The sequence below is a fragment of the Peribacillus simplex genome (assembly GCF_001578185.1).
Classification (GTDB): domain Bacteria; phylum Bacillota; class Bacilli; order Bacillales; family DSM-1321; genus Peribacillus; species Peribacillus simplex_A.
The window spans coordinates 4861172-4884275 of the sequence record NZ_CP011008.1 but is presented as its reverse complement, the minus strand read 5'-3'; the positions used below and the strand labels follow the sequence as shown (position 1 = coordinate 4884275).

General features: G+C 41.4%; 27 protein-coding genes and 2 pseudogenes. 14 read left to right on the top strand and 15 right to left on the bottom strand.

Annotated features, from left to right (window positions below; all coding sequences use genetic code 11):
* Positions 1-75: 75 nt before the first annotated feature.
* Positions 76-795 carry an MOSC domain-containing protein gene (locus tag UP17_RS22920; protein ID WP_061465445.1) on the top strand — a complete coding sequence of 240 codons (720 nt, stop codon included), beginning with the start codon at positions 76-78 and terminating at the stop codon, positions 793-795.
* Between the two features lie 54 nt (positions 796-849).
* On the opposite strand, the gene mnhG is transcribed toward UP17_RS22920, so the two are convergent.
* The 7 genes from mnhG to UP17_RS22885 are packed head-to-tail and all read right to left on the bottom strand — an operon-like array spanning position 850 to position 6578.
* On the bottom strand, positions 850-1188 hold the full coding sequence (gene mnhG / locus UP17_RS22915; protein ID WP_061465444.1) for a monovalent cation/H(+) antiporter subunit G: 339 nt from the start codon (positions 1186-1188) through the stop codon (positions 850-852).
* Positions 1172-1456, bottom strand: a complete 285-nt coding sequence (locus UP17_RS22910; RefSeq protein ID WP_061465443.1) for a Na(+)/H(+) antiporter subunit F1 — start codon at positions 1454-1456, stop codon at positions 1172-1174. Before UP17_RS22910 ends, mnhG begins: the two co-directional genes overlap by 17 nt.
* Entirely contained in the window at positions 1456-1932 is a 477-nt protein-coding gene (locus tag UP17_RS22905) for a Na+/H+ antiporter subunit E (protein ID WP_061465442.1), read from the bottom strand. Before UP17_RS22905 ends, UP17_RS22910 begins: the two co-directional genes overlap by 1 nt.
* A gap of 6 nt (positions 1933-1938) precedes the next feature.
* The gene (locus UP17_RS22900; protein WP_061465441.1) at positions 1939-3420 is read right to left on the bottom strand and encodes a Na+/H+ antiporter subunit D; all 1482 of its coding nucleotides are present in this window, start codon (positions 3418-3420) and stop codon (positions 1939-1941) included.
* A complete protein-coding gene (locus UP17_RS22895) occupies positions 3413-3754 on the bottom strand; it encodes a Na(+)/H(+) antiporter subunit C (protein WP_061465440.1) in 342 nt (113 codons plus the stop codon). Before UP17_RS22895 ends, UP17_RS22900 begins: the two co-directional genes overlap by 8 nt.
* Positions 3754-4176: a Na(+)/H(+) antiporter subunit B gene (locus tag UP17_RS22890; protein ID WP_061465439.1), complete on the bottom strand. Its 423-nt coding sequence runs from the start codon at positions 4174-4176 to the stop codon at positions 3754-3756. The genes UP17_RS22895 and UP17_RS22890 overlap by 1 nt, the downstream gene beginning before the upstream one ends.
* A complete protein-coding gene (locus tag UP17_RS22885) occupies positions 4173-6578 on the bottom strand; it encodes a Na+/H+ antiporter subunit A (RefSeq protein WP_061465438.1) in 2406 nt (801 codons plus the stop codon). Before UP17_RS22885 ends, UP17_RS22890 begins: the two co-directional genes overlap by 4 nt.
* Before the next feature lie 329 nt (positions 6579-6907).
* On the opposite strand from UP17_RS22885, the gene UP17_RS22880 reads away from it, so the two are divergent.
* Positions 6908-7183, top strand: a complete 276-nt coding sequence (locus UP17_RS22880; RefSeq protein ID WP_155727466.1) for a DUF5366 family protein — start codon at positions 6908-6910, stop codon at positions 7181-7183.
* A gap of 700 nt (positions 7184-7883) precedes the next feature.
* Here the strand turns inward: UP17_RS22880 and UP17_RS29625 are convergent.
* Positions 7884-8003: pseudogene (locus UP17_RS29625) on the bottom strand (transglycosylase domain-containing protein); the annotation flags it as partial.
* Between the two features lie 687 nt (positions 8004-8690).
* Between UP17_RS29625 and kapD the strand changes: the two are divergent.
* Complete coding sequence (gene kapD, locus UP17_RS22870) at positions 8691-9314, top strand: 3'-5' exonuclease KapD (protein WP_061465435.1); 624 nt, start codon at positions 8691-8693, stop codon at positions 9312-9314.
* A gap of 37 nt (positions 9315-9351) precedes the next feature.
* On the opposite strand, the gene UP17_RS22865 is transcribed toward kapD, so the two are convergent.
* Positions 9352-9738, bottom strand: a complete 387-nt coding sequence (locus tag UP17_RS22865; RefSeq protein WP_061465434.1) for a kinase-associated lipoprotein KapB — start codon at positions 9736-9738, stop codon at positions 9352-9354.
* Between the two features lie 178 nt (positions 9739-9916).
* Here UP17_RS22865 and UP17_RS22860 point away from each other — a divergent pair, with 178 nt between their 5' ends.
* The 4 genes from UP17_RS22860 (at position 9917) to UP17_RS22845 (ending at position 12169) form a co-directional block, all read left to right on the top strand.
* Positions 9917-10507, top strand: a complete 591-nt coding sequence (locus UP17_RS22860; RefSeq protein WP_061465433.1) for a peptidylprolyl isomerase — start codon at positions 9917-9919, stop codon at positions 10505-10507.
* Positions 10508-10640: 133 nt separating this feature from the next.
* On the top strand, positions 10641-10865 hold the full coding sequence (locus UP17_RS22855) for a hypothetical protein (protein ID WP_061465432.1): 225 nt from the start codon (positions 10641-10643) through the stop codon (positions 10863-10865).
* 184 nt (positions 10866-11049) lie between these two features.
* The gene (locus UP17_RS22850; protein ID WP_061465431.1) at positions 11050-11526 is read left to right on the top strand and encodes a GNAT family N-acetyltransferase; all 477 of its coding nucleotides are present in this window, start codon (positions 11050-11052) and stop codon (positions 11524-11526) included.
* Between the two features lie 28 nt (positions 11527-11554).
* Positions 11555-12169, top strand: a complete 615-nt coding sequence (locus UP17_RS22845; RefSeq protein WP_061465430.1) for a PH domain-containing protein — start codon at positions 11555-11557, stop codon at positions 12167-12169.
* A gap of 41 nt (positions 12170-12210) precedes the next feature.
* Here UP17_RS22845 and UP17_RS22840 read toward each other — a convergent pair.
* A pseudogene (locus tag UP17_RS22840) lies at positions 12211-12805 on the bottom strand (manganese catalase family protein).
* A gap of 141 nt (positions 12806-12946) precedes the next feature.
* Here UP17_RS22840 and UP17_RS22835 point away from each other — a divergent pair.
* Positions 12947-13702 carry a TraR/DksA C4-type zinc finger protein gene (locus UP17_RS22835; protein ID WP_061465429.1) on the top strand — a complete coding sequence of 252 codons (756 nt, stop codon included), beginning with the start codon at positions 12947-12949 and terminating at the stop codon, positions 13700-13702.
* 38 nt (positions 13703-13740) lie between these two features.
* Here UP17_RS22835 and UP17_RS22830 read toward each other — a convergent pair whose 3' ends face one another.
* The gene (locus UP17_RS22830) at positions 13741-14925 is read right to left on the bottom strand and encodes a MalY/PatB family protein (RefSeq protein WP_349817580.1); all 1185 of its coding nucleotides are present in this window, start codon (positions 14923-14925) and stop codon (positions 13741-13743) included.
* A 92-nt stretch (positions 14926-15017) separates the two neighbouring features.
* Here UP17_RS22830 and UP17_RS22825 point away from each other — a divergent pair, with 92 nt between their 5' ends.
* Both UP17_RS22825 and UP17_RS28025 read left to right on the top strand, forming a co-directional pair.
* On the top strand, positions 15018-15278 hold the full coding sequence (locus UP17_RS22825; protein WP_061465427.1) for a DUF1871 family protein: 261 nt from the start codon (positions 15018-15020) through the stop codon (positions 15276-15278).
* 178 nt (positions 15279-15456) lie between these two features.
* On the top strand, positions 15457-15675 hold the full coding sequence (locus UP17_RS28025; RefSeq protein ID WP_155727464.1) for a hypothetical protein: 219 nt from the start codon (positions 15457-15459) through the stop codon (positions 15673-15675).
* Here UP17_RS28025 and UP17_RS22820 read toward each other — a convergent pair.
* Positions 15672-16514, bottom strand: a complete 843-nt coding sequence (locus UP17_RS22820) for an alpha/beta fold hydrolase (protein ID WP_061465426.1) — start codon at positions 16512-16514, stop codon at positions 15672-15674. The genes UP17_RS28025 and UP17_RS22820 overlap by 4 nt on opposite strands.
* Before the next feature lie 308 nt (positions 16515-16822).
* On the opposite strand from UP17_RS22820, the gene UP17_RS22815 reads away from it, so the two are divergent.
* Positions 16823-17323, top strand: a complete 501-nt coding sequence (locus tag UP17_RS22815; protein ID WP_061465425.1) for an Lrp/AsnC family transcriptional regulator — start codon at positions 16823-16825, stop codon at positions 17321-17323.
* The gene (locus UP17_RS22810) at positions 17320-18489 is read left to right on the top strand and encodes an aminotransferase (RefSeq protein ID WP_061465424.1); all 1170 of its coding nucleotides are present in this window, start codon (positions 17320-17322) and stop codon (positions 18487-18489) included. Before UP17_RS22815 ends, UP17_RS22810 begins: the two co-directional genes overlap by 4 nt.
* A gap of 156 nt (positions 18490-18645) precedes the next feature.
* Here the strand turns inward: UP17_RS22810 and UP17_RS22805 are convergent, their stop codons facing one another.
* Complete coding sequence (locus tag UP17_RS22805) at positions 18646-19002, bottom strand: helix-turn-helix domain-containing protein (RefSeq protein WP_061465423.1); 357 nt, start codon at positions 19000-19002, stop codon at positions 18646-18648.
* Between the two features lie 140 nt (positions 19003-19142).
* Positions 19143-20486: a sodium-dependent transporter gene (locus tag UP17_RS22800; protein WP_061465422.1), complete on the bottom strand. Its 1344-nt coding sequence runs from the start codon at positions 20484-20486 to the stop codon at positions 19143-19145.
* A 347-nt stretch (positions 20487-20833) separates the two neighbouring features.
* Between UP17_RS22800 and yugI the strand changes: the two genes are divergently transcribed.
* Positions 20834-21238 (top strand): S1 domain-containing post-transcriptional regulator GSP13, encoded by a 405-nt coding sequence (gene yugI, locus UP17_RS22795; RefSeq protein WP_061465421.1) that lies wholly within the window; start codon positions 20834-20836, stop codon positions 21236-21238.
* A 142-nt stretch (positions 21239-21380) separates the two neighbouring features.
* On the opposite strand, the gene UP17_RS22790 is transcribed toward yugI, so the two are convergent.
* Positions 21381-21614 (bottom strand): DUF378 domain-containing protein, encoded by a 234-nt coding sequence (locus UP17_RS22790; protein ID WP_061465420.1) that lies wholly within the window; start codon positions 21612-21614, stop codon positions 21381-21383.
* Between the two features lie 202 nt (positions 21615-21816).
* Between UP17_RS22790 and UP17_RS22785 the strand changes: the two genes are divergently transcribed.
* Positions 21817-22980 carry an iron-containing alcohol dehydrogenase gene (locus UP17_RS22785; RefSeq protein ID WP_061465419.1) on the top strand — a complete coding sequence of 388 codons (1164 nt, stop codon included), beginning with the start codon at positions 21817-21819 and terminating at the stop codon, positions 22978-22980.
* The last annotated feature ends 124 nt before the right edge of the window (positions 22981-23104 follow it).

The following is a 23104-nucleotide window of genomic DNA, read 5'->3' as shown; positions in this document are numbered from 1 at the left end:
TGTAACGTAATGATTTTACAATGTCCGGTTTAAGTATAATATGGCAGTAGACTATTGTTTGAAAGGAGTTTTCTTATGCTGGTTGGTCATATACAAGAAATCACCCGCCATCCTGTAAAATCATTCACCGGTGAGCAGGTACAGAAAACGAAGGTGATGGACTATGGGCTATATGGAGATCGCAGTCATGCCTTTAAAGACAAGCACGGGAAGTTCCTAACGATAACCCAAGTTCCTGAAATGGTCCGTTATCAAGCTGTTTTTTCTGGTGAGGAAACCCTGGAACAATATCCGGAAATAAAAGTGAAGACCCCTTCAGGAAACGTGCTGGCTTGGGGTGAAGAGGCCTTTAAGGAGGAAATGGAACGGTTGTTGAAACAGGAGGCAACATCCGTTGTTTATCCGCCTGCACATATCCCGTTCGGTGCGATTGAGGAAGAAAACATCCTGCTTGTCAGTGATGCCTCGATTGGCGAATTGAAAAAGCTTTGGGGAAAAGAAGTGGATGGCAGGAGATTCAGGCAAAATTTGGTGCTATCTTTAGTGGACAAAACACCCTTTTTAGAAGAGCGATGGTTCGGAAAAAGGATTCTGATTGGAAATGATGTAGAATTAGAGATAAAAAGGCATTGTGAGCGTTGTATGATCATAACAGTCAATCCAAGCGATTCCCAAAGGGATCCATCACTTTTGAAAACTGTCGTCAAGGAAAGGAACAATCATTTTGGCGTATATGCCTCGGTCATTCGAACGGGTGAAATCAGTTTAGGGGACCAAGTATTTTTAAAGGATTGATACATGAAAAGAGCTGCTCCTGTAATCAGGGCAGCTCTTTTGCAATGGCAGGAATCACCTGGTTTTCCTTAAATCATCCTGTACACTTCGATCCCACATTTTGACGCCTGAATGGTAAGCCGAGCGATTGATTAAATGCCCGGCAACAGGGCTGGTCATGAAGATAAAGATGATCGCGAGCACGACCCGGAAATCGAAAAGGCTATGTTTATAATAAAAATATAACAAGGTGCCAATCAGGATGAACATGATTCCAAGTGTCGAGCTTTTTGAGGCAGCGTGATTTCTTGTATAGACGTCGGGCAGACGGATGACTCCGAAAGCCGAGACTAAAAAGAGAAAGACCCCCATTAAAAGGAATAAGGCTGAAAGTATTTCAACGATTGCGGTCATTTTCGATAATCTCCCCTTTCTCAAGGAATTTGGCGAAAGCGACCGTTCCGATGAAAGATAGGATTCCGAGCAGAAGAATGGCTTCCAGATAAGCGCTTGTATCCATGACAATGGATACAAGTGCAACGATTGCGATAAGATTTATTCCCATCGCATCGAGCGCGACGACCCGATCCGGTACAGAAGGCCCTTTGATTAAACGGTATAAGAATCCTATCATGGAAAGCGAAACACCGAGCAACGCGATTTTAAGTATAAGATCGAACATTATTTGCTCACCTCCATGATCGCCTTTTCAAATGTATTTTTAATGCTGTCCACGGCTTCTTCTTTGTCGGCAATATCCATCGCATGGATATAAAGAATCCGATTATCCTCCGATACTTCAACGACAAGTGTTCCTGGTGTCAGTGTAATTAAATTCGATAGTATCGTAATTTCCCAATCCTTAGTTAGCGCGGTTTCGAATGCGAATATGCCAGGTCTCATATCAAGGTTCGGTTTAAGCACGACCTTAAGGACGCTAACGTTGGAAAGGAAGAGTTCCCTTGCGAATATAAGCAGCAATTGAACGACGGCATTCACCCTGTTCAGGTAAAAACGGTCATTGAAAAAATGACGGAAGACGAACATGATGCCGAGCCCCAATACATATCCGATGATAAAAGTGCTCCCGTTAAACTCATTTTTCAAAAACATCCAGATAAACGCAAGGAACACATTCAGTAAAATTTGGAATGACATCAAGCACTACTCCTTTAAAACCGCTTTAATATAAATATCGGGATTGATTAATGTTTCTGCAGCTTGTGTAATGAATGGGTAAATCGATTCTGTTCCTACTCCGAATAAAACGGAAATGATAACAAGGAGGACGGCAGGAACCAGCATTTTATTCACCGTATTATTAGTTAAGGCATAATCAGCTTTTGGGGTTCCCCAGAAGCCATTCATGAATATTTTCATAACGGAATATAGAACCATCAAGCTAGAAAGTAAGACAACGGCCATTCCAAAGTAGGCCCCTTTTTCTGCAGCTCCCTGAAGAATCAAAAGCTTACCTGCAAAACCGCTGAACGGTGGTATTCCCGCCAATGATATGGCAGCTATGAAGAAAGTCCATGCAAGGGCCGGGTATCGCTTGATCAAGCCGCCCATATCCCGTAAATCATCCGATCCGCTGATTTTGATCATGATGCCAACCAGCAGGAAGAGCGCAGCCTTGATCAGCATGTCATGAATGATATATAGGATGGAGCCCGATAAGGCCTGTTCATTCATGATGGAGATGCCGAAAATGATAACCCCGACGGCGATGATGATATTGTAAATGATGATTTTTTTAACATCCCAATAGGCTATCGCACCAATGACACCGATGATGATGGTCAAGATCGCAAGTATCGCAAGGAAAGTATGGGTGAAATCCTGGTCATGGTAAAACATGAGTGTATAGGTCCTGAAAATGGAATATATCCCGACCTTTGTCAGCAATGCCCCGAATAGTGCCATCACCGGAATTGGTGGAGCATAATAGGATCCTGGGAGCCATTGGAAAAGCGGGAAAATAGCTCCCTTCAAACCGAAAACGATCAAGAAGCCAATTGCAATCACCGAGATGATTCCAGGCTGGTTTACCTCCGCTATCCTTTGGCTGATATCCGCCATGTTCAATGTACCTAGAACTGAATAAAGGTACGCCACCATGATGACGAAAAAGGAAGAGGAAAGCACATTGACGATGATATACTTCAATGATTCCCTCAGTTGGATTTTCGTCCCTCCCAGTACAAGCAGTACGTAAGAAGCCATCAGCATGACTTCGAAGAAGACGAATAGATTGAAAAGATCCCCCGTAAGGAAGGCACCGTTAACACCAATCAGCAAGAATTGAAATACAGGATAATAATAGTGTCTTTCACGTTCTTCACCTATGGAGTAAAACGAGTAAAGCAGTATGGCAAATCCAATGATATTCGTGGTCAGGGCCAGCAGCGAAGAAAGCATGTCTGCGACGATCACGATCCCGAAAGGCGCATCCCAGCTGCCGACACCGAGAGTCAAGATCCCATGAGTATGAACCGAGAACACTAGATAAAGGGAAATCGCAATTCCTATAAGAGAGGAAAAAAGGGATATCCCTCTTTGCAGCTTGATTTTTTTTGAAAAGAAAATAAGAAAGATGGCTGTGAAAAGCGGCCATAAAACAGGCATGAAAGTAAGATTATTCATTCGTTTCCGTACCTCTCATTTCTTCCATGTCATCCGTACCGAGTTCCTGGTAGGTCCGGTAAGCTAGAACCAGCAGAAATGATGTGACTCCGAAACTAATGACGATCGCAGTCAAGATAAGCGCTTGCGGAAGCGGATCGACATAGGATGCAACTTTATCACTTAGCAATGGAACGGAATCGCCTTTCAGGCCGCCCATCGTCAAAATCAAAAGGTGGGCGCCGTGACTGAGCAGCCCAGTACCGATTATGATTCTTAAAATGCTTTTTGAAAGCATTAAATAGGTCGCACACATAAATAGTATTCCAATGACAATGGCCATTAAAAGTTCCATTATTCACTCTCCCCTATCGTTTGAATAATGGTCATCGTTACACCAACAACCACAAGATAAACACCCAGATCAAACAGTACCGCGGTATGAAGCGAGATGTGCCCAAGAAGAGGCAAATCGATATATTGATATACATGTGTCATGAGCGGCACCCCGAAAAATAACCCGCCGGCAACAGTCAGGCTTGATATGAGCAAGCCTGAACCAATCATTAGCTTATAGTCAATCGGCAAGATGCCTGCGACGGTTTTAATGTCGAAAGCGAGCAACAGCAAGACTATGGCAGCTGAAGTCATTAAACCGCCGACAAACCCGCCTCCTGGCGAATAATGCCCCCCTAAAAAGATGGCTACCGCAAAAAGCAAGATAACAAAGGCGGCGACTTTCGTAACCGTTTGAAGAATCAGGTCATTTTGCTTCATGATTTATCTTTTCCCCCTGTCAAACGCAATTTGATCATCGCGAATATTCCGAGCGCAGCGATGGAAAGGACACTGATTTCAAACATCGTATCAAGTCCGCGGAAGTCAACAAGAATGACATTTACGACGTTTTTCCCGCCTGCTTCCTTATAAGCATTTTCAAGATAGTAACTTGATATGGAATCAAATAGTTTATTGCTATGTGCCGATAAGGCAATCAGTGTCACGATGACTCCTACACCAATGGATATCAGGGCGTTATTCAACCTGAATGTCATCCGTTCTTCCTTTCTGCTTGCCATTAACGGAAGGTGGAAGAAACAGAGCAAAAACAGGGATACCGAAATCGTTTCGATGACCAGTTGAGTCAAGGCTAAATCCGGTGCCCGCAGCAAAACGAAAAATAGGGAAATCGTATAACCGACCGCTCCTAGAATAATAATGGAGGTTAAACGGGATCTTGCAAACAAGATGGCGATCGAGCTAATCACGATGATTGCCGCTAATACCAATTCATATAAGCCGATCGGGGCAAAATTTCCTGTATCCAATTTAAAGGCATCCTTCCAATAGAGTGTAAAGCCCAATGAAAGAATGAAGAAAAGGAATATGGAAAGCAAATACATCCGAATCGAACCTGTCATTAAAAATTTCATGACGGAGGATGCTGATCGTTCCAGCCCCCTTATCCCGTTGTCATAAAAAGCATTCAGGGATAAACGTTCAGGCATCCACTGGTGGATCTTTTGCCACCTCGGAAACGTTTTGTATAAAATGATTCCAAATGCAATGATGCCGACCGTCATCCAAAATTCAGGTTTAAATCCATGCCAGAATTCGATATGGACTTGGAAATCCGGACCCGCCAAGCTTGGCTGTATGCTAGCTACCGCAGGTTCAATGATCGATGAAGAGAGCAAGTTTGGAAAAATACCGAAAATGATGACCAACGAAGCAAGGATGACCGGGGAAATCAACATCCCTACCGGTGCCTCGTGGGGCTTCTTGTCCAATAGTTGTAACTGAAGTTTGCCTGTAAAGGGCTTGAGCACGACGATCATGCTGTAAATAAAAGTGAATACACTGGCAACCCATGCTATAACAGGGAACAGTATACCCCATGTCTCCATATTGAAGATATTCAATTCCAATACATGCACCATGCTGGCCAAGAACATTTCCTTACTTAAAAAACCATTGAAGGGCGGAAGTCCAGCCATTGAAAAAGCACCTATGGCGGCGACGGTGAAAGTAATCGGCATCAACTGCATCAATCCGCCAAGCTTCCTGATATCACGCGTACCGGTTTCATGATCAATGATGCCTGCAACCATGAAAAGGCTGCCTTTAAAGGTCGCATGATTAATTAGGTGGAATACTGCTGCAACCGTGGCTGCCAAGTATATATTTTCCCCTAACGAATCATAGTGGAGAGCCGCCGCACCAAGTCCCAAAAGCGACATGATCAATCCGAGCTGACTGATGGTGGAAAAAGCAAGAATCCCCTTTAAATCAGTCTGCTTGATTGCAGAGAATGAGCCCCAGAACAAGGTAATCAATCCGGTAATCGAAACGAGCCAGAACCATAATCCGGATTCTGCAAAAACAGGACTTAAGCGAGCAACCAGATAAATTCCGGCCTTGACCATTGTCGCGGAATGAAGGTAAGCGCTGACAGGTGTCGGAGCTTCCATCGCGTCAGGAAGCCAGATATGGAACGGGAACTGTGCGGATTTGGTGAATGCGCCAAGCAGCACAAGCAAAAGTGCAGGAATGAAGAGCGAGTGGTCCATAAGTTCCCCGGTTTGTGCTATCAATTCACGTATGCTGAATGTGTTTCCCATAATGGAAAGGAGAATGATTCCTCCAAGCAGGCTTAAGCCTCCAAGCACGGTGATCAGCAGGGATTTCTGCGCTCCATAACGTGAACGCTCCCTTTCGTTCCAATATCCTATCAATAGAAAAGATGATAAACTCGTGAATTCCCAAAATGAATAAAGGACAATTAGGTTATCGGAAAGGACGACGCCCAGCATCGCTCCCATGAAAAGCAAAAGGAAGACGTAAAATTGGTTCAGCTTTTCTTTCTCTTTCGATAAATAGAAAACCGAATAAAGAACGACAAGTGAACCTATCCCCGTAATGAGCAAGGCGAACAAAAGTCCTAGTCCATCTACATAGAAATCAATATGAATTCCGAGTGAAGGAATCCATGCAGCCCTTTCCGTAATGATATCCCCTTGTTTGGTCAAGTTAATGAACCTTGAAAAATAGGTGAAAAGGAGAATCGGTAAAATCAATACAAACCATCCTGTATGTATTTGTCGGAATAGTTTGTATAATATTGGTACAATAAGTGCAAATAGAAACGGTGATAATACCGCCCAATGCAGTAAAGACATAAACTCCCCCCTTTTTATAACGAAGTCATTCGTCTTATTATGCTTTTTTTACGCAATCTTAGACGTTAGAAAACTTTCGTTGAATATGTATTTTTGATTCGATACTTGCCTCGCTTAAAAGTATAACGCAATTTATGTGGGTTTGCATGGCTTTAAGAACAGTGAAGGCCGACTAAAATGGAGTTTTATATATAGGTAGAAAAGGAGGGGAAATCGTCCCGAAAAATTTTAATTTAAAAGTTTTAAAGGGTGAATTAGTAGAGAATTCACTGTTAAAAAGTGGAATAGTTTGCATAATGTAGGGAAAATGATGCATGGATGGAGAATCCATGAAAAACGCTTATTTACTTAGCTACTTTCCAATCATTTCAATCCTACTATTCAGCCTCTCCCATTTATGGAAAATGCAAATGCTCATGTTACCTATTATTTTTTATGGTTTTTGCCGGATTGAAGTTGATCTCCGATACTATATGGAGCAGTCTTTATTATTCCTTACCAAGGCTTCGGAAGGTAAAGCCCTGAACAGTGTAAGAAGGGAATCTGTCATATATGTAATTGGCGGTGCTTATTCATTGTTCAATACATCCTTATGGCGGGTGTGATATAGGACTGAGCAAAGGCAATACTTAGTGTGTCCAACGCATAGCTGTCAGCGCTATAATTCTTTGGACAATAGTTTTTGCTCAATAGCTTGCTCAACTAACTGCCTGATTGATGTCAGCATCCGTTTCTTCTATATAGGGGGGCAGAATCAAGGAGTGGGGTTAATGGCACCCTGGCTGCCGATAGTTTTGGTATGCCCGATTGAAAGAATTTTTTTTATAATCCTTTTCCCCAATCAAAGAGACAAGCTCGTGCGTATGATGCTGTATAACCACTAAAGCTTCCTCGATATCATTGCACCGATTTTTGATTGTACAGCAGTCTTGGGCTTTAGTTTACAGCTGGGTATCGAGTGCGGTATTGATGGTTACACCGGAATCAAAAGCTTTTCAATCCTTTTATCCAGCTCTGCCTCACCTGGCGTATAGCCACATCAGAACCTTGCAGGGATTATGAGACCTTCAAAGGATGCGACTAGGTTTTTCATTCCTGATGAGCATATGTCACGTAATCGGGATAATAAGTCGACCGAGGTGGACAAGTCTAATTTAATCGTACTTCCGATCTTCGACACATTAAGAGTTTATAGTTTTTAGGATTATTAAGGATTGCTGCCAGTAAGTGAGTTCTGCCTTTGATAACTTCCCAGTCGGTTTACTGAAATAATACTGGGAGGCAGCTTCGATTCCATATGATCCATTACTGGAAATATATCGTATTCAAATATAGCTCCATGATTTCCGGTTTTGAATTTTTTCGCTCTAACTGATAGGCGTAAAAGAGTTCATTAAGTTTTCGGTTATACGTCCTTTCATGGGAAGGGCAAACACTCCTGGTGAATTACTGGGTAATGGAACTGCCGCCTTGTTCGATTGTTTTATTTTGTGAAGGTTGATTAGATGCGCCTTCCATGCCGGACAGGCCAACACCTGCATGATCATAAAAATTTGTGATCCTCTGTTATGCTGAAAGGGAAATGGTTTTCCAGAAAAAGGGGATGTCATCAAGTTTAAGGTAAGTCCGTTTTTCACCATTGGAAATTTCACTGATCACTTTCCATTTGCGGCCGTCATGTAATTAGTCCTGAGCCAGCTCTATCGAATCAATGGGATTCGCTCGTGAAGTACATGATAGGGAGTTTGGGCTAAGGATCACTTGTGATAGGAAAGGAAAATGAAAAGGACAATACAGGAACTGTGAAGAAAATCGTGATATAACCAAGATACGTGCGCATAGTTCAACTTCCTAACTAATATATTTTAGTATGTTCTTGGGATGTGCAGGGATTAAAGAATGGTGCTTCGGTTCGTCCAACCACTAAAACCAATTAAGGAAAATAATATATAGTTTTGAATGAATCAAGAATGATGGCAGAAGTCGTATCTGAATGGTGTATTATGAACCAATGAAAAACTTTCTAAATCTTCTGTTATAATATTCTCATGAGAAAATAAAACCAATTTTTGTTTATATGTTGACGTCAAGAATAAGAAGGGGGTCATTAAGATGGAGGAACAACAGCAATATGTATTCATTGATTTTGAATTTACGATGCCGGAAGGAAAAGCGAATCCAGTAGGTTTTTATCCAGAAATCATTGAGGTCGGTTTAGTCAGCGTCATTAATGAGACAATTCAGGAACAATTCTCTTCTTTTGTTAACCCATTGAAATTTCCAGTCCTGACGGGGAGATGCAAGAAGTTCTTGAATATAACCCAAGATCAGGTGGACCGGGGGATTTCATTTGAAGAGTTGATTTCTTTATTGAAGAAAATAGATGAGCAGCACCCGACGACGATTGTGACTTGGGGAAATATGGACATGAAGGTACTTCGCCAGAACTGTCAGAAATCAGGATTGGATTTCCCTTTTTCAGGAAAACAAATAGATCTTTGCCTGGAGTATAAACGCTTTTTCGGAGATCAAAATCAAACCGGACTTTGGAAGGCTGTACAGGCCTATGGCAAAGAAGGGACAGGCAAGCATCACAGGGCGTTAGATGATGCAATTACGACATATAATATATTTAAGTTAGTAGAGAAAGATAAAAGTTATATGCAAAATCATGAACCGACGACAATTGGCGATCGCATTGATTTATCAAAGGTATTGAATCATTTAGCGTTATAAAAGCCAAATCATATACTACTGATTTGGCTTTTATGCTTTATTTGAAATAATCCGCCGCCAGATCTTCAAGCAGCTGTAAGCTTTTATCATTCCACTCTGTGTTTGCTTCGCTTAAGGTACGTTTCATTTTCTCAACAGCTTCTCTTAAGGACTCCTTATACTCAGGAATTTCCTCTTCAAAGCCCCTTACCATATTCTTAGGTACATTGGTTTGCTCCCGGAATGCAAGAGCACGCCGCTGATGGAACATGGACACTTCTGTTTGCTTCGGGTTATGAAGATCCCCCTGCATGGGATGCTTCATGACAGCCAACACTTTAACAAGATATGCAGCAGGTCTGATATCGGTGATTTCCCCGATGTATTTTCCGGTTTTATATATGGCGGTGACCTTATCGCCGATTTTAAAATCCTGTTCTGACATTTCCCTACCACCTTTCTTTTAACTTCCTTCATGATACATAAGAACAACGATTTTTCACAGCGAATTCGTTCAATTTCGCAAAGATGCTTTTTTTATGAAAATCGTGTAAAGTGTACAAATGAAGATGGAAAATGGCGTTACAGGCCATTAATTTTAAAAAAGAAAGAGGGTATATACAATGACAAACTTTCCACAATTAACAAGTGAAGTTTTGGAAAATGAAAAAGCGGTCATCATGCAAACGACGATGGGCGATATTAAAATTAAATTATTCCCTGAGCTGGCTCCAAAGACAGTGGAAAATTTCTTGACTCATGCTGAAAACGGTTACTACGAAGGAATCATTTTCCACCGTGTCATCAAGGATTTCATGCTTCAAGGCGGAGATCCGACAGGTACTGGAATGGGGGGAGAAAGTATTTGGGGAGCTACATTTGAGGACGAGTTCTCCATGCAATTATTCAATTTGCGTGGAGCCCTTTCCATGGCAAATGCAGGACCGGGAACAAATGGCAGCCAATTCTTCGTCGTACAAGCCCAGCATGTAGACAGCAGGATGGGTGAGCAGATGAAGGAAGCCGGTTATCCGGAAGAAATCATCAACGCTTATATGGAACAAGGCGGCACACCATGGCTGGACCATAAACACTCTGTTTTTGGACAGGTGATCGAAGGCCTGGACGTTGTTGATACGATTGCTAATGTAGAGACAGTTGCGGGAGACAAGCCAGCAGTGGATGTAGTCATTAAAGGAATCACCATTTTATAAATAAAAGAGAAGCGGGGGGCTTAGTGCCTCTCGTTTTTTTAGGTTTTAGCGAATTTGCTTCACTAGTGGATTGTTCTGGCAATTGATATAATGGGATAAAGCATTTTAATTCCTATCAGGAAGGATGTATCGAATGGACTTTCTCAATCATACTTTACTAGGTTTGTTTCTTTACTTTCCAGAAGACAAGACTGAATATATCTCTGCAGGTATAACATGCTTCATCTTTTTAGTAGCAGCCGTTTTTACGATGAGGGCAATTATAAAATATTCAAAAAAAGAAGAACTGAAAACTAAGCAATTCGAAGATGAAGTCACTAAAAGGAACCAGCATATAAAGGATGATACTATTTCTTGATTCCGAAGATGCGAGTGGATTCACTAGAGTTCCAGCCTTTTTTTTTGCTAATTAGAATATGAATGGTATTATGTTTTGTTAGAAGGCCGTAAAGGACCTGAATGAAGAATAAACTGTTCCCTTATCAGCATAAGCAATTTATACTATAAGCATAGAGATAGAAACTTTGGGGGCGTAAATAGTTATGCAAATCGTAGCTAAAAGAATGATTGCGACGGATACAGTTAAGAGTTTTTTCATTCAGCACTGGGAGACGACTCAAGTCGTTTTTTCAAGAGGTTTGTTTCATTATGCGGAACTTGAGGGTTTTGGAGTGATGGACGAGAATGAAAAAATCATGGGTTTGGGAACGTATAAGCTGTCCGACCATGTATGCCAAATCATTTCTTTGAATAGTGAGCATGAGAATCAAGGAGTGGGCTCATCGTTGCTTTATGTAATGGAAAATACCGCCAAGGAGAAAAATTGCCATACTATTAAAGCGATTACAACGAACGATAATTTACAGGCATTGAAGTTTTTTCAAAAGCGTGGTTATGTCATTTCGGAAATCGTTAAAAATGCGGTTGAAGAATCACGGAAAATCAAACCTGAAATACCATTTTACAGTTTTGAGGGAATTCCTATCCGAGATGAGATAATACTTGAGAAATACTTATAATGCCTGAATTTTGATAGGGGGAATAGGGATGTTTAAGAAAATTGCGGCTGATGCCCTTGGACTTAGTGATATTGGAAGTGTGATTAGCCCTGCCAATTATGACAAGGTGGATGCAGATGACTATATCATGCATGAAGACGAGGAAAAAATTTATTTCCTGATAAAATCGAAAACCGATGAGTACTGTTTCACGAATCAAGCGTTCATACATTTGGACGGGACAAGTGCCATAAGCAAAAAACGTACACTTACAAGATATAGCTACAGCCAGTACAATATTTCCAGCGTAACACTTGAAACGGCAGGGACCGTGGATTTGGATGCGGAAATTAAATTTACGATCGGTGCAAAGACGTTCTCCATTGATGTCCATAAGAAGTTCATTGAAGAATTAAAGGACTTGTTCAAATCATTAGTTAAAATATCGGAAATTTGCCATGAGAATGAATATGCCCTTCAATTTGCACAGCAAAGCGTAAACCTTGCTTCTTCCACTTTGAACCAGGTTCGGACAGAGGGAAGCCAAATGGCTGCAAGTTTCAAGGAAATTAATTCCGCAGCTTTCGAATGGTTGATGGACAGTCGGAAAAAGTACCATGTTAAAGATTTTGGCTATGTTTTTGAGAAATATATAAATAATTAAAACAAGGAGGCGAACACGGAATGATGTGTCCGCCTTCTTTTTTAATTGTTCAAATCACTCAAACCAGGGCTGTGTTCATTTGGCATATCTAGCATTTCCGGGACCGGGAATCCTTTTGGCGGATCGGTAACGGCAAGGTTTCCGCCATTTCGGCTCGGTGTCTCCCCTTGGAAAATTTCGCCTATTTTAGTTTGATCCAGCCTGAAATTGAATTGAGCATTATGATAGCCCAAATCCACATATTTTCGGCATTCAGGATATTTGTTCAAATCATAATTAGGTATAGGGAAGATCTTCCCCCAGCTGACCCCAAGAGTTTCCAATGCCTTGGCAAATGCATTTTGATGGGCATTGTCGCGGACCATTAAAAATGCCAGTGTTTCACGCATTGCTTTATTGGAGCTCATTTCATTGGACAAGTTCTACGTGGCTTAGTTCCTCTAGGAAAACCCCGCGGATTAAATCACGATATTGTTTAGCGTTGCCGCGGAAGTTGGCACTTTGGAAAGAATACTGCATCATCGTCCGCATTTCACCGAATTGTCCTCCAAGCGTTTCCTGAAGAACCTTTGCTGCATTGGGATCAGGCTTATCTGGAACGATCATATTGATTAAATCCTCTTTATAGAAATACAAATGAAAGCCCCCTAGAATCAATATTTCTAATTTAGCTTCTGTTACCTCAAATAAATTATTCCTAAGGTAAAAAGTACCTTTATGGAATGAAGGGAAGAGAGAAATACTAGAGGGAAGAACGATTTTGAAAGGATGTTGCACATGCTATCCAATCAGCAGCTAAAAGAATTTCAACAGCAATTGCAGCAAACGAAGCAAGAGTTGAAAGAGCGATTAAATGATTCAGGCAACTACGATTTAAGAAGAAGCTTGGAGGATTCGACAGGTGAGCTATCGAGTTACGATAATCATCCCGGCGATGAAGGAACCGAGTTATATGAACGGGAAAAGGATTTGGCCCTTTCCGAGCATGATCGGGATGAAATAAGGGATATTGATCGAGCCCTTTCTGCCATCGAGGCAGGTGAGTATGGAAAGTGCGAGGTTTGTTCAAAGGAAATACCAATTGAACGTTTGAAAGCCATGCCTACAACGACTTACTGTGTCGAGCATACTCCGTCACAGGAAACTTCGCACAATCGGCCGATAGAAGAGGAAGTGCTGGGACCGCCGTTTGGAAAGTTTGATTATGATGCCCGGCACGAATCGGTTGCATACGATGCGGAAGATTCGTGGCAGGATGTTGCCAGTTATGGAACATCTGAATCGCCTTCCGATTTTGTAAATCCGCCAAGCGATTACGAAGATATGTATGTCGAGTCCGAAGAAAATATCGGATATGTCGAAGATTATGAAAATTTTGTTGGTGTGGATATATACGGTAAAGAGGTAACGGTTTACCCGAACTCCCAATATCAAGAATTGAAGGAAGAACTTTTTGAAGAAAATATTCAAACCCCGTTTGGTGATTTGCCGCGATATGAGCATGATCCTTATGTTGATGAAGAGAAAGATTGAAAAAAAGAACCAGGATTTTTTAAACCTGGTTCTTTTTTTTATGAAAAAGCCAATTTTAAACGGTTCAGACCTTCCATCATCATGCTGCGTGAACAACCTAGATTCATTCGGACGAAACCTTCTCCGCCAGGTCCATATTTTGAACCAGGCTCCAATGCGAGCTTCCCTTGATGGATCAGCCGTTCCTTAATTTCCTTGTCATTCAATCCAAGATCACGGCAGTCAATCCATAGAAGGTAAGAAGCATCCGGATGCATGACATGCAAAGAAGGGATTTCAGCAGCGATGAATTCCTCAGCCACTTTTATATTCTCCTCAATGTAGCCAATCATGTCTTCCAGCCAGTTTAAGCCCTCTCGATACGCAGCTTCCATCGCTGTTAAAGCGAGGATGTTAAGGCCATGGAATGCCAATTTCGTTTGTGCCTTTTGCAATTTCTTTTGCAATTTTTCATTACTGGTGATTAGGAATGAAGCCTGAAGGCCGGCAATATTGAATGTTTTACTTGGCGCCATTAACGTGACGGTTATGTCGGCTAACTTCTCTGAAAGCGAGCCTATCGGATAATGTCTGGATGTTGTATGGAATAAATCAGCATGAATCTCATCACTGACGATGACTACATCATATTTTTCACAGAGCTCCCCGATTCGGAGGAGTTCTTCTTTTGTCCAAACGCGTCCGCCAGGGTTATGTGGACTGCAAAAAAGGAAAAGCTTCACTCCGTTTTTCAGCTTGTCCTCAAAATCAGCGAAATCAATCTGAAAGCGATCTTCTTCTATGATAAGGGGACTATTGACCACTTCCCGGTCATTATTTTTGATCATATCAAAAAATGGTGTGTAGACGGGTGATTGTAATAATATTTTATCGCCCGGGTCCGTGAAAGCCTGGATTGTTGTACCAATTGCAGAAACGACGCCAGAGCTAAATGAAATCCACTCTTTATCGATTTGCCAGGAGTGCCGGTCTCTAAGCCAGCGTTGAATTTCGGTGAAAACCGCTTCGGAAGGGACGGTATAACCGAAAATTGGATGATTCAAGCGTTCTATTAACGCTTTTTGAATGCCCTCAGGAGATGGGAAGTCCATATCGGCAACCCACATTGGCAGAACATCTTCGCGCCCATACAATGATTTGAGCGAGTTTTTATCCCATTTTACGGATCCTGAATTTTCTCTGTTAATGTGTTCTTCAAAAATTGACTTGTTCAAAATGTCCACCGCCGAATAAAAATTTGTCGTCTTCGTGAAAAGCCTGTTGTTATGATACTATGATAACATGTTCTTTGAAAATATTGAGCAGGTGATGAATTATGGATACACAGCAAATGAATTTAGCGTTGGTTGCCGTTTTGCAAGAATGGGACCCTTTCCAGATAGGATGGGATCTATATGAACCGGAAATTGCGGATACGGTCGTAGCACTCCGGGATATAGATAGCCCGCAGGAACTGGCGGAAAAAATAAAGTCCATTTACGAGTTCGCATTCGATGAAACCGTTAAGATGGAAAAATGCCTGGAAGTTGCACAGAAACTGCTCATCATAAAAAATGATGCCAGCTGTTCGATCTAAAGGTGAAAAAGGGTGTACCCAGAAATAAGGGTCACCTTTTTTACGTTGTTTTTTTGCTCTTTACTCATAGTTTGCGCTGTTTACTCGTGAGTTTGAGCTGTTTACTCGTGAGCTTGAGCTGTTTACTCGTGAGTTTGCGCTGTTTACTCGTGAGTTTGCGCTGTTTACTCGTGAATTTGTGCTGTTTACTCGTAAGTTTACGCTGTTTACTCGTGAGTTTGCGCTGTTTACTCGCAAGTTTACGCTGTTTACTCGTGAGTTTGAGCTGTTTACTCGTGAGTTTGAGCTGTTTACTCGTGAGTTTGAGCTGTTTACTCGTAAGTTTGAGCTGTTTACTCGTGAGTTTGAGCTGTTTACTCGTAAGTTTGAGCTGTTTACTCGTAAGTTTTGTTTTTAAGTTGGGGAGGCTACACCAAGAAATTCCTTAATTAATTGATAAACCTCTTCCGGTTTCTCCTCTGGAAGGAGGTGCCCGGTATCCTCAATGACAACAAGCTCGGAATTAGGCAGGTCATCATGGAGCCTTTGGCCAATATCCAACGGTACCACTCTATCATGCCTTCCCCATATAAGCAGGCAAGGCGTATGGATATCACTAAGGTCTTCCTTCAACAAATCGATTTCCTTATCTCGGAGCATCCTCCCCAATGCACGGAAAATATCATGCTTCTTTATGAATGGCCCTAGATAGCCCTGTCGCATTTCATCGTCAATCATGGTCGGGTCATGAACGACATTTTTTAAGTTCTTTTCGATCCCGGACTTTTGTAAATACCGTTTTATCCCGAATGAAAAGAAAGGCAGGTAACTGACCATCTTCATTTTTTCCGAATAGCCGGGCTGATAGCCTGATCCGGCAAGGAGGATAGCATGGTCGACAAGATCAGGATGTGATTTTATGAGCTGAAGGGAAATCTGCCCGCCCATGGAATGGCCGATAATACTGAATTTCCTGATGTTTTTCCCCTCCAAGAACAGAACAACGGATTTAGCAATGTTCTGGAATGAATATGTATATCGATAATCCTTACCGCTTTGCCCAAATGGGGGAAGGTCTATTGAGATCACATTGAATTCCTTGATCAAATAGGGCACTAATTTACGGAAACTGAAGCTGGATGACAAAAATCCGTGAAGCAGTACAAGTGTGGGGAAGGAATCATCCATATGGTCATATTCAAAATAGATTTCTATATTTTCCACCCGTTCGATGCCTTTGATTGTATGAATTTCCATATAAATCCCTTTCTCCTCTGGTATTAGTCATAGATACAAGTGTGTGTTCACCTGAATATCCCAAAAAAGGTCCTTAAATACTGTTGCATAACAGTAATTGTAATAATAACGATGAAAAAAGACAATTACTATAACAGGTCGCCAACCAATTTTGATATAATAGTATAAGTTTATCCTGACAGAATAGGACTTATTAATTTATATTGTCATATAGGATTCTAAAAAAGTCTAATAAGGTAATTCGTGAGACTATCTGCCAGCCAAACCATCACATCTAAATTAGTGAATTCCAAAAGGGGGGTTTTCCAATGCACTTGAATGAAGAGGAATTGGAAGTCTTGAGAATCATTGAAAATAACAGCCGGATTGATCTGAAGGATTTGGCTAAAATGACCAATCTATCAGAAGCGGGCATTGAAATAACATTGAAGAAATTAGAAGATATGCGGGTTATTGTCCGTTATTTAACAGTCATTAACTGGGCAAAAGTGGATGAATACCATGGTGTCACAGCGATGATTGATGTAAAAGTCACTCCGAAACGCGGTGTCGGTTTCGATGAGGTGGCAAAAAGGATTTACAAATTCAAAGAAGTCGAGTCCGTTTATTTAATGTCGGGGGCTTATGATTTATCAGTCATTGTCGAAGGGCGTTCTATGAACGAAGTGGCAAACTTTGTTTCAGAAAAACTTTCGACACTGGATTCGGTCATTTCTACGACGACTCACTTCATTATGAAAAAATACAAGCACGATGGCACAATTTTTGATCAAACTGATGAAGATAAGCGGATAGTGGTGTCACCATGATTAAAACGAGTTATGTTTCAAGAACGATTGCAGAGCTTAAACCATCAGGCATCCGCCGCTTTTTCGACCTGGCAGCCAATTTGGAAGGGGTCGTCTCACTTGGTGTGGGTGAACCGGATTTCGTTACATCTTGGGCAGTGAGGGAAGCTGCGATCAACTCCTTGGAGGAAGGGTATACCTCTTATACGGCTAATGCCGGATTATTTGAATTAAGGTCGGAAATCAGCTGGTATATGGAGAAGCAGTTCCATGTTTCATATAGACCAGAGGATCAAATCATTGTCACGGTCGGAGCAAGCCAGGCTCTCGATATTGCCCTGAGGACCATCTTGAATCCAGGGGAAGAAGTCATTGTAGTGGAACCTTGTTTCGTCGCCTATGCACCGCTTGTGACCATGGCAGGGGGAATACCGGTCACGGTCCAAACTTCAAAGGATGATGACTTTAAGTTGACTCCCGGGCAACTCGAAGCGGCAATCACGCCTAAAACGAAGGCGGTTTTAATCTGTTCACCGAATAATCCAACTGGCACCCAGCTTGGACAGGAAGAATTAGTGATGCTTGCTGATATCATTAAAAAGCATGACTTGCTTGTCATTTCCGATGAAATCTATGCTGAACTTGCTTATGATGAGAAATTCACCTCTTTTGCTGCCATTGACGGCATGCATGAGCGGACAATTGTCATCAATGGGTTTTCGAAAGGCTTTGCAATGACCGGATGGCGTCTTGGGTTCGTTTGTGCACCTAAGGAAATTTCTGAAGCGATGCTTAAGCTTCATCAATATGCGATGATGTGTGCGCCGACCGTTGCTCAACATGCTGCATTGGAAGCTTTAAGGCACGGAATGCAGGATGTAGAAGAAATGCGTCGGAGTTATCGGAGAAGACGAAATTATATCGTGAATTCATTTAACGATATGGGTCTTGATTGTCACAATCCTGGCGGGGCATTTTATGCTTTTCCTTCCATTGAGAAAACAGGGATGACTTCGTTGGAATTTGCTGAAAAACTTCTGACGGAAGAACTTGTAGCCGTTGTACCGGGAGATGTGTTCGGGGAAAGCGGTGAAGGTCATATCCGCTGTTCCTATGCATCCTCCATGGAACAACTTCAAGAAGCGCTTAGAAGGATGGAACGTTTCATGAAGAACCATAGCCAATAAAAGCAAAAAAATAGGGATCCGGCCGTTATAAGCAGCCGGATCCCTTTCCATAGGGGGAATTAGAAAAAGAGTTAATCTAATGGATTAACATAGAAAGTGTTAATCATAGTATATCCAGCACTCTGAAAAAAAATACACATACTACGACCATTTTTTTTAATTAGCTTGTGTATTATATAAAGTATGCATAACATTCAGAATTTGTTCTTCGCTAAAGTCTTTAGCTGTTCTTAGGATGAGCTCAGCCTTTTTGGATCCGATTTCTTCAATCAGCTTTTTTATGTCCTCGTCAACACCAGAAGCGTTCCCGGTTTGGGCGTCCTTCAAGAACTCTGAAGCTGGAATGTCAAGAACGGTCGAAAGCCGTAAAATGGTTTGAGTATCAGGAATCGATTCACCAGTTTCATACTTTTCAATCTTTTTGGTGCCGATTCGTAATTTCAAAGCCAGTTCCTGTTGAGTGAGGTTATGATCTTCTCGATATTGCCGGATATTCTTCGCGATATTTGACATAGTCAGGCACTCCTTTTTCAGGAAATATTTTCTTTATGTAATGATTTTACCATATTCTAACTAAAGGATTTCAAATGAATATGTAGGTTTTGTGAAAAAAAATGCCGCCTCGAGAAATATCGAAACGGCATTTTGGATTACTAAATGAGATTAATTGAGTTAAGAAATACGAGTATGATCATGATCGGCACAATGTAGCGAATCAGGAAGTACCAAAGTTTAAAAAGTGACCGGCCGGAATCTGCGCCAGTTTCGAACTCTTTTTGGACCTCTATCCTTTTCATTTGATAGCCGATGAAAAGGGATATGAACAAGGCGCCGACTGGCAGTGCGATGTTGCTTGTCAGATAATCAGCCAAATCGAATATGGATAAATTGAAAATCTTCACATCTGAAAGCACCCCAAATGATAATGCGCTTGGAATTCCAATCAAGAAAACGACGCTACCAGCTATCCAAGAAGCCTTCTTCCGCTTTGCGGTATCACCTTTGATCATGGCTGCAACGACGATTTCGAGAATGGAGAAGGCCGTTGTAAGTGTGGCGAATAATAATAATATGAAGAAAATAGCCATGAAGATCCCGCCGAGCGCCATTTCATTGAATACGGCAGGCAACACGACGAATACTAGTCCAGGACCGCTAGAAGGGCTGAATCCCAGTGCGAAAACAGCTGGGAAAATGACTAAACCTGCTAACAAGGAAATGAAGATATTCAGTCCAACCACCGAGAAGGCCGATTTAGTTATATCTTCTTTTTTACTTAAATAGGATGCATAGGTTACCATCACTGAAACACCAACACTAAGTGCAAAGAAGGATTGGCCAAGAGCTAATAGGATCGTTTCCCCTGTTAAAGCGGAAAAGTCCGGCTTCAAGAAGAATTTTACACCCTCCATTGCTCCGTCCAGAGTCAAGGAACGGATGAGGAGAATAATGAAAAGAATGAACAATGAAGGCATCATATATTTATTCGCTTTTTCAATTCCTTTGGATACGCCACCTTGCACGACCCAAATGGTTAAAACCATGAATAATAATTGAGCGATAACCGTTTCATAAGGATTGCTGATTATCGTATTGAAGAAGTTTCCATATTCAGTCTGGGTTAAGTTTGAAAGGGAACCGGTTAAACTTCTTGCTAAATAGGAGATGATCCAGCCGCCAACGACACTGAAGAAGGAAAGCAGAATGATGGAAGCGACGACACCGCCATATCCGATCAAAACCCAAGGTTTTCCTGGGGCGATATATTTATATGCGCTAATGGCATCTTTCTGTGCATTGCGGCCAATTGTGAATTCCGCTATTAATATGGGGGCACCGATAAGCAGTGTGAACAAAATGAAGAGCAGGAAAAAGACCCCTCCACCATTTTCACCAGTCATATATGGGAGCTTCCAGATGGCGCCTAATCCAATAGCGGATCCCGCGGCTGCCAGGATAAACCCAAGTTTTGAAGTCCATTGTTCTTGTTTTGACATGATGGAAAAACTCCTTTAGATGTAAAGATTATCTAGCTGTAAACAATAATTTCTTTAAAACATTTTCTCATCTTACTATGATTATGAGGAAATGGGTAGTGTTTTAATATTACAATCTTTAGAAAAATGAGTAAATATCTTAAGGAAATGGAGGTTATTTGCAAATTTTTAGGATAAATTATAAATAACGTGCTTATAATATTTATTATTTCCAAAAAACAAACATTTTTAATGAGTAAAATTTAAAAAAGTATGGTATACTTAACTTTGATTATTTTCCAATTATGTGATATAATTTTTTATTGCGTGAAAAGACGAAAAAATATATATAAAATAGGAGTGTTACCATGTCTGAAAAATTCGAAATTGGTGCGGTAGTTACTGGTAAAGTAACTGGTATTCAACCATACGGTGCTTTTGTTGCTTTAGATGAATCAACTCAAGGTTTAGTTCATATTTCTGAAATTACTCACGGATTCGTTAAAGATATCAACGAACATTTAAAAGTGAACGATGAAGTAAAAGTTAAAGTGCTATCAATCGATTCAGCTGCTGGAAAAATCGGCTTATCGATCCGCGCAACAGAAGAAGCTCCTGAGCGTACTGAAGCTCCGAAAAAAGCTCCAAAAAAACGCCAAGCATCTGTTAAAGCAACATCTCACATCGAATCTACTGAAGGTTTCAATACATTGAAAGACAAACTTCAAGAGTGGATTGAACAATCTCAACGCGAAGACTTAATCAAAAAATAATTTTGTGAACCGACAGATCAATCGATCAGTCGGTTTTTTTTTGTCATTTTCATGATTTCATGAAAATGAATTAAATAAAGCCGGGCCATGTTTTTTATCCATGGTCCGGCTTTATTTTTATAGAATTTAAACAAAATCCCTTTCAACGAGTCGGTTTGGTTTCTGGTTCACTGGCAGTTTCAGGACTTGGTTTAAAAAGAAGACCAAGGTTAATTAGGCCGGCAATTCCAACCAATCCATAAATGATACGGGCCATTCCAGCATCTTGCCCTCCGAAAATCGAAGCGACCAAGTCAAATTGGAAAAACCCTATTAATCCCCAGTTGATTGCCCCGATTATTGTAAGAACAAGTGCAATTCTTTGTATTCCACTCATTGTACAGCCTCCTTTTTTTGAAAAAATCAGTTCTTTACTTATCATGCTTTTTCATCATGTAAATATACATCCTTGCAGAAGTTCCGGACGGATGCTTTGTATTTATATGGAACATTGGTCATAATGAAGAAAAGAAAAAAACTGCCAGTGGCCAAGTGGGCAATTTTCTAGAGGCCGTTGTGGCATTAAGGAGAGAAATCTTTTGGAGAATTTCACTTATAAAAACCCTACTAAAATAATTTTCGGGAAAGATCAGCTTGAAAGTTTAAAAACGGAAATTCCTGCATATGGTGATAAGGTTTTACTTGTATACGGTGGAGGAAGCATAAAGAAAAATGGCTTATATGAAAAAGTGATCAATGCCTTGAAAGAGATCGATGCAGAGGTGCACGAACTTTCCGGAGTTGAACCGAATCCGCGCATCTCAACAGTCCGGAAGGGTGTTGACCTTTGTAAAGAACATGGGATCGACTTTGTCCTTGCGGTTGGAGGCGGCAGTGTCATTGACGCGACAAAGGCCATTGCTGCCGGTGCTAAATATGAGGGGGATCCATGGGATCTAGTCATTAAGGAGGCATCAGTAGAAGAGGCCCTTCCGTTTGGAACGATACTGACTTTAGCTGCAACCGGCTCCGAGGCAAATTCCGGCTCAGTCATTACAAACTGGGAAACGAAAGAGAAATATGGATGGGGAAGTCCATTGGTATTTCCCCAATTCTCCATTTTGGATCCAGAAAATACTTTTTCGGTACCGAAAGATCAGACTGTATACGGAATGGTCGATATGATGTCACATGTGTTCGAAACGTACTTCCATCCGGAAACGCATGCACCTCTTCAAGACCGTTTTTGTGAATCGCTGTTACTGACAGTGATTGAAATGGCGCCTAAACTATTGGAAAACCTGGAGGATTATGAGCACCGGGCCACTATCCTATATGCAGGAAATATTGCTTTGAATGGTTCGCTTGGGGTTGGCTACAGTGGGGATTGGGCAACGCATAACATTGAACATGCCGTTTCAGCTGTTTATGACATCCCGCATGCCGGCGGATTGGCCATCTTATTTCCAAATTGGATGAAACATGTGCTCCATGAAAATGTTGCACGCTTTAAACAGGTTGCAGTCCGTGTGTTCCATGTTGATCCGGAAGGTAAAACGGATGAGGAAGCGGCCCTTGAGGGCATTGAAAGACTAAGGTCGTTTTGGAGCAGCTTAGGTGCGCCAACCAATCTTTCGGATTATGGCATCGATGACTCACAATTGGAAGTCATGGCTGATAAAGCGATGAGCAGAGGGGGATTTGGGCGATTCAAAATCCTGAACCGTGAAGATGTCCTTGCCATTTTACGGGCTTCATTATAATTCAAGTGAAATGTTCATTCCCCCGCCTTGTCAGGTGGGAGATTACTTTGAACGTATAATTCGTTATTTACTTGACCGATATCTTGATTATGAGAATTACATCAGATAAAGTGATAGGGAAACT

Bases quoted from the DNA above. Each gene is read 5' to 3' on its own strand.
- UP17_RS22825 (WP_061465427.1), top strand. From the start codon at position 15,018: ATGGATACACAGCAAATGAATTTAGCGTTGGTTGCCGTTTTGCAAGAA.
- UP17_RS22885 (WP_061465438.1), bottom strand. From the start codon at position 6,578: ATGTCTTTACTGCATTGGGCGGTATTATCACCGTTTCTATTTGCACTT.
- UP17_RS22820 (WP_061465426.1), bottom strand. From the start codon at position 16,514: ATGGAAATTCATACAATCAAAGGCATCGAACGGGTGGAAAATATAGAA.
- UP17_RS22865 (WP_061465434.1), bottom strand. From the start codon at position 9,738: ATGTCAGAACAGGATTTTAAAATCGGCGATAAGGTCACCGCCATATAT.
- UP17_RS22880 (WP_155727466.1), top strand. From the start codon at position 6,908: ATGAAAAACGCTTATTTACTTAGCTACTTTCCAATCATTTCAATCCTA.
- UP17_RS22920 (WP_061465445.1), top strand. From the start codon at position 76: ATGCTGGTTGGTCATATACAAGAAATCACCCGCCATCCTGTAAAATCA.
- UP17_RS22890 (WP_061465439.1), bottom strand. From the start codon at position 4,176: ATGAAGCAAAATGACCTGATTCTTCAAACGGTTACGAAAGTCGCCGCC.
- UP17_RS22815 (WP_061465425.1), top strand. From the start codon at position 16,823: ATGCACTTGAATGAAGAGGAATTGGAAGTCTTGAGAATCATTGAAAAT.
- UP17_RS22845 (WP_061465430.1), top strand. From the start codon at position 11,555: ATGTTTAAGAAAATTGCGGCTGATGCCCTTGGACTTAGTGATATTGGA.
- mnhG (WP_061465444.1), bottom strand. From the start codon at position 1,188: ATGACCGCAATCGTTGAAATACTTTCAGCCTTATTCCTTTTAATGGGG.
- UP17_RS22810 (WP_061465424.1), top strand. From the start codon at position 17,320: ATGATTAAAACGAGTTATGTTTCAAGAACGATTGCAGAGCTTAAACCA.
- yugI (WP_061465421.1), top strand. From the start codon at position 20,834: ATGTCTGAAAAATTCGAAATTGGTGCGGTAGTTACTGGTAAAGTAACT.
- UP17_RS22805 (WP_061465423.1), bottom strand. From the start codon at position 19,002: ATGTCAAATATCGCGAAGAATATCCGGCAATATCGAGAAGATCATAAC.
- UP17_RS22835 (WP_061465429.1), top strand. From the start codon at position 12,947: ATGCTATCCAATCAGCAGCTAAAAGAATTTCAACAGCAATTGCAGCAA.
- UP17_RS22895 (WP_061465440.1), bottom strand. From the start codon at position 3,754: ATGGAACTTTTAATGGCCATTGTCATTGGAATACTATTTATGTGTGCG.
- UP17_RS22900 (WP_061465441.1), bottom strand. From the start codon at position 3,420: ATGAATAATCTTACTTTCATGCCTGTTTTATGGCCGCTTTTCACAGCC.
- UP17_RS22850 (WP_061465431.1), top strand. From the start codon at position 11,050: ATGCAAATCGTAGCTAAAAGAATGATTGCGACGGATACAGTTAAGAGT.
- UP17_RS22800 (WP_061465422.1), bottom strand. From the start codon at position 20,486: ATGTCAAAACAAGAACAATGGACTTCAAAACTTGGGTTTATCCTGGCA.
- UP17_RS22855 (WP_061465432.1), top strand. From the start codon at position 10,641: ATGGACTTTCTCAATCATACTTTACTAGGTTTGTTTCTTTACTTTCCA.
- UP17_RS22905 (WP_061465442.1), bottom strand. From the start codon at position 1,932: ATGTCATTCCAAATTTTACTGAATGTGTTCCTTGCGTTTATCTGGATG.
- UP17_RS22790 (WP_061465420.1), bottom strand. From the start codon at position 21,614: ATGAGTGGAATACAAAGAATTGCACTTGTTCTTACAATAATCGGGGCA.
- kapD (WP_061465435.1), top strand. From the start codon at position 8,691: ATGGAGGAACAACAGCAATATGTATTCATTGATTTTGAATTTACGATG.
- UP17_RS22910 (WP_061465443.1), bottom strand. From the start codon at position 1,456: ATGTTCGATCTTATACTTAAAATCGCGTTGCTCGGTGTTTCGCTTTCC.
- UP17_RS22860 (WP_061465433.1), top strand. From the start codon at position 9,917: ATGACAAACTTTCCACAATTAACAAGTGAAGTTTTGGAAAATGAAAAA.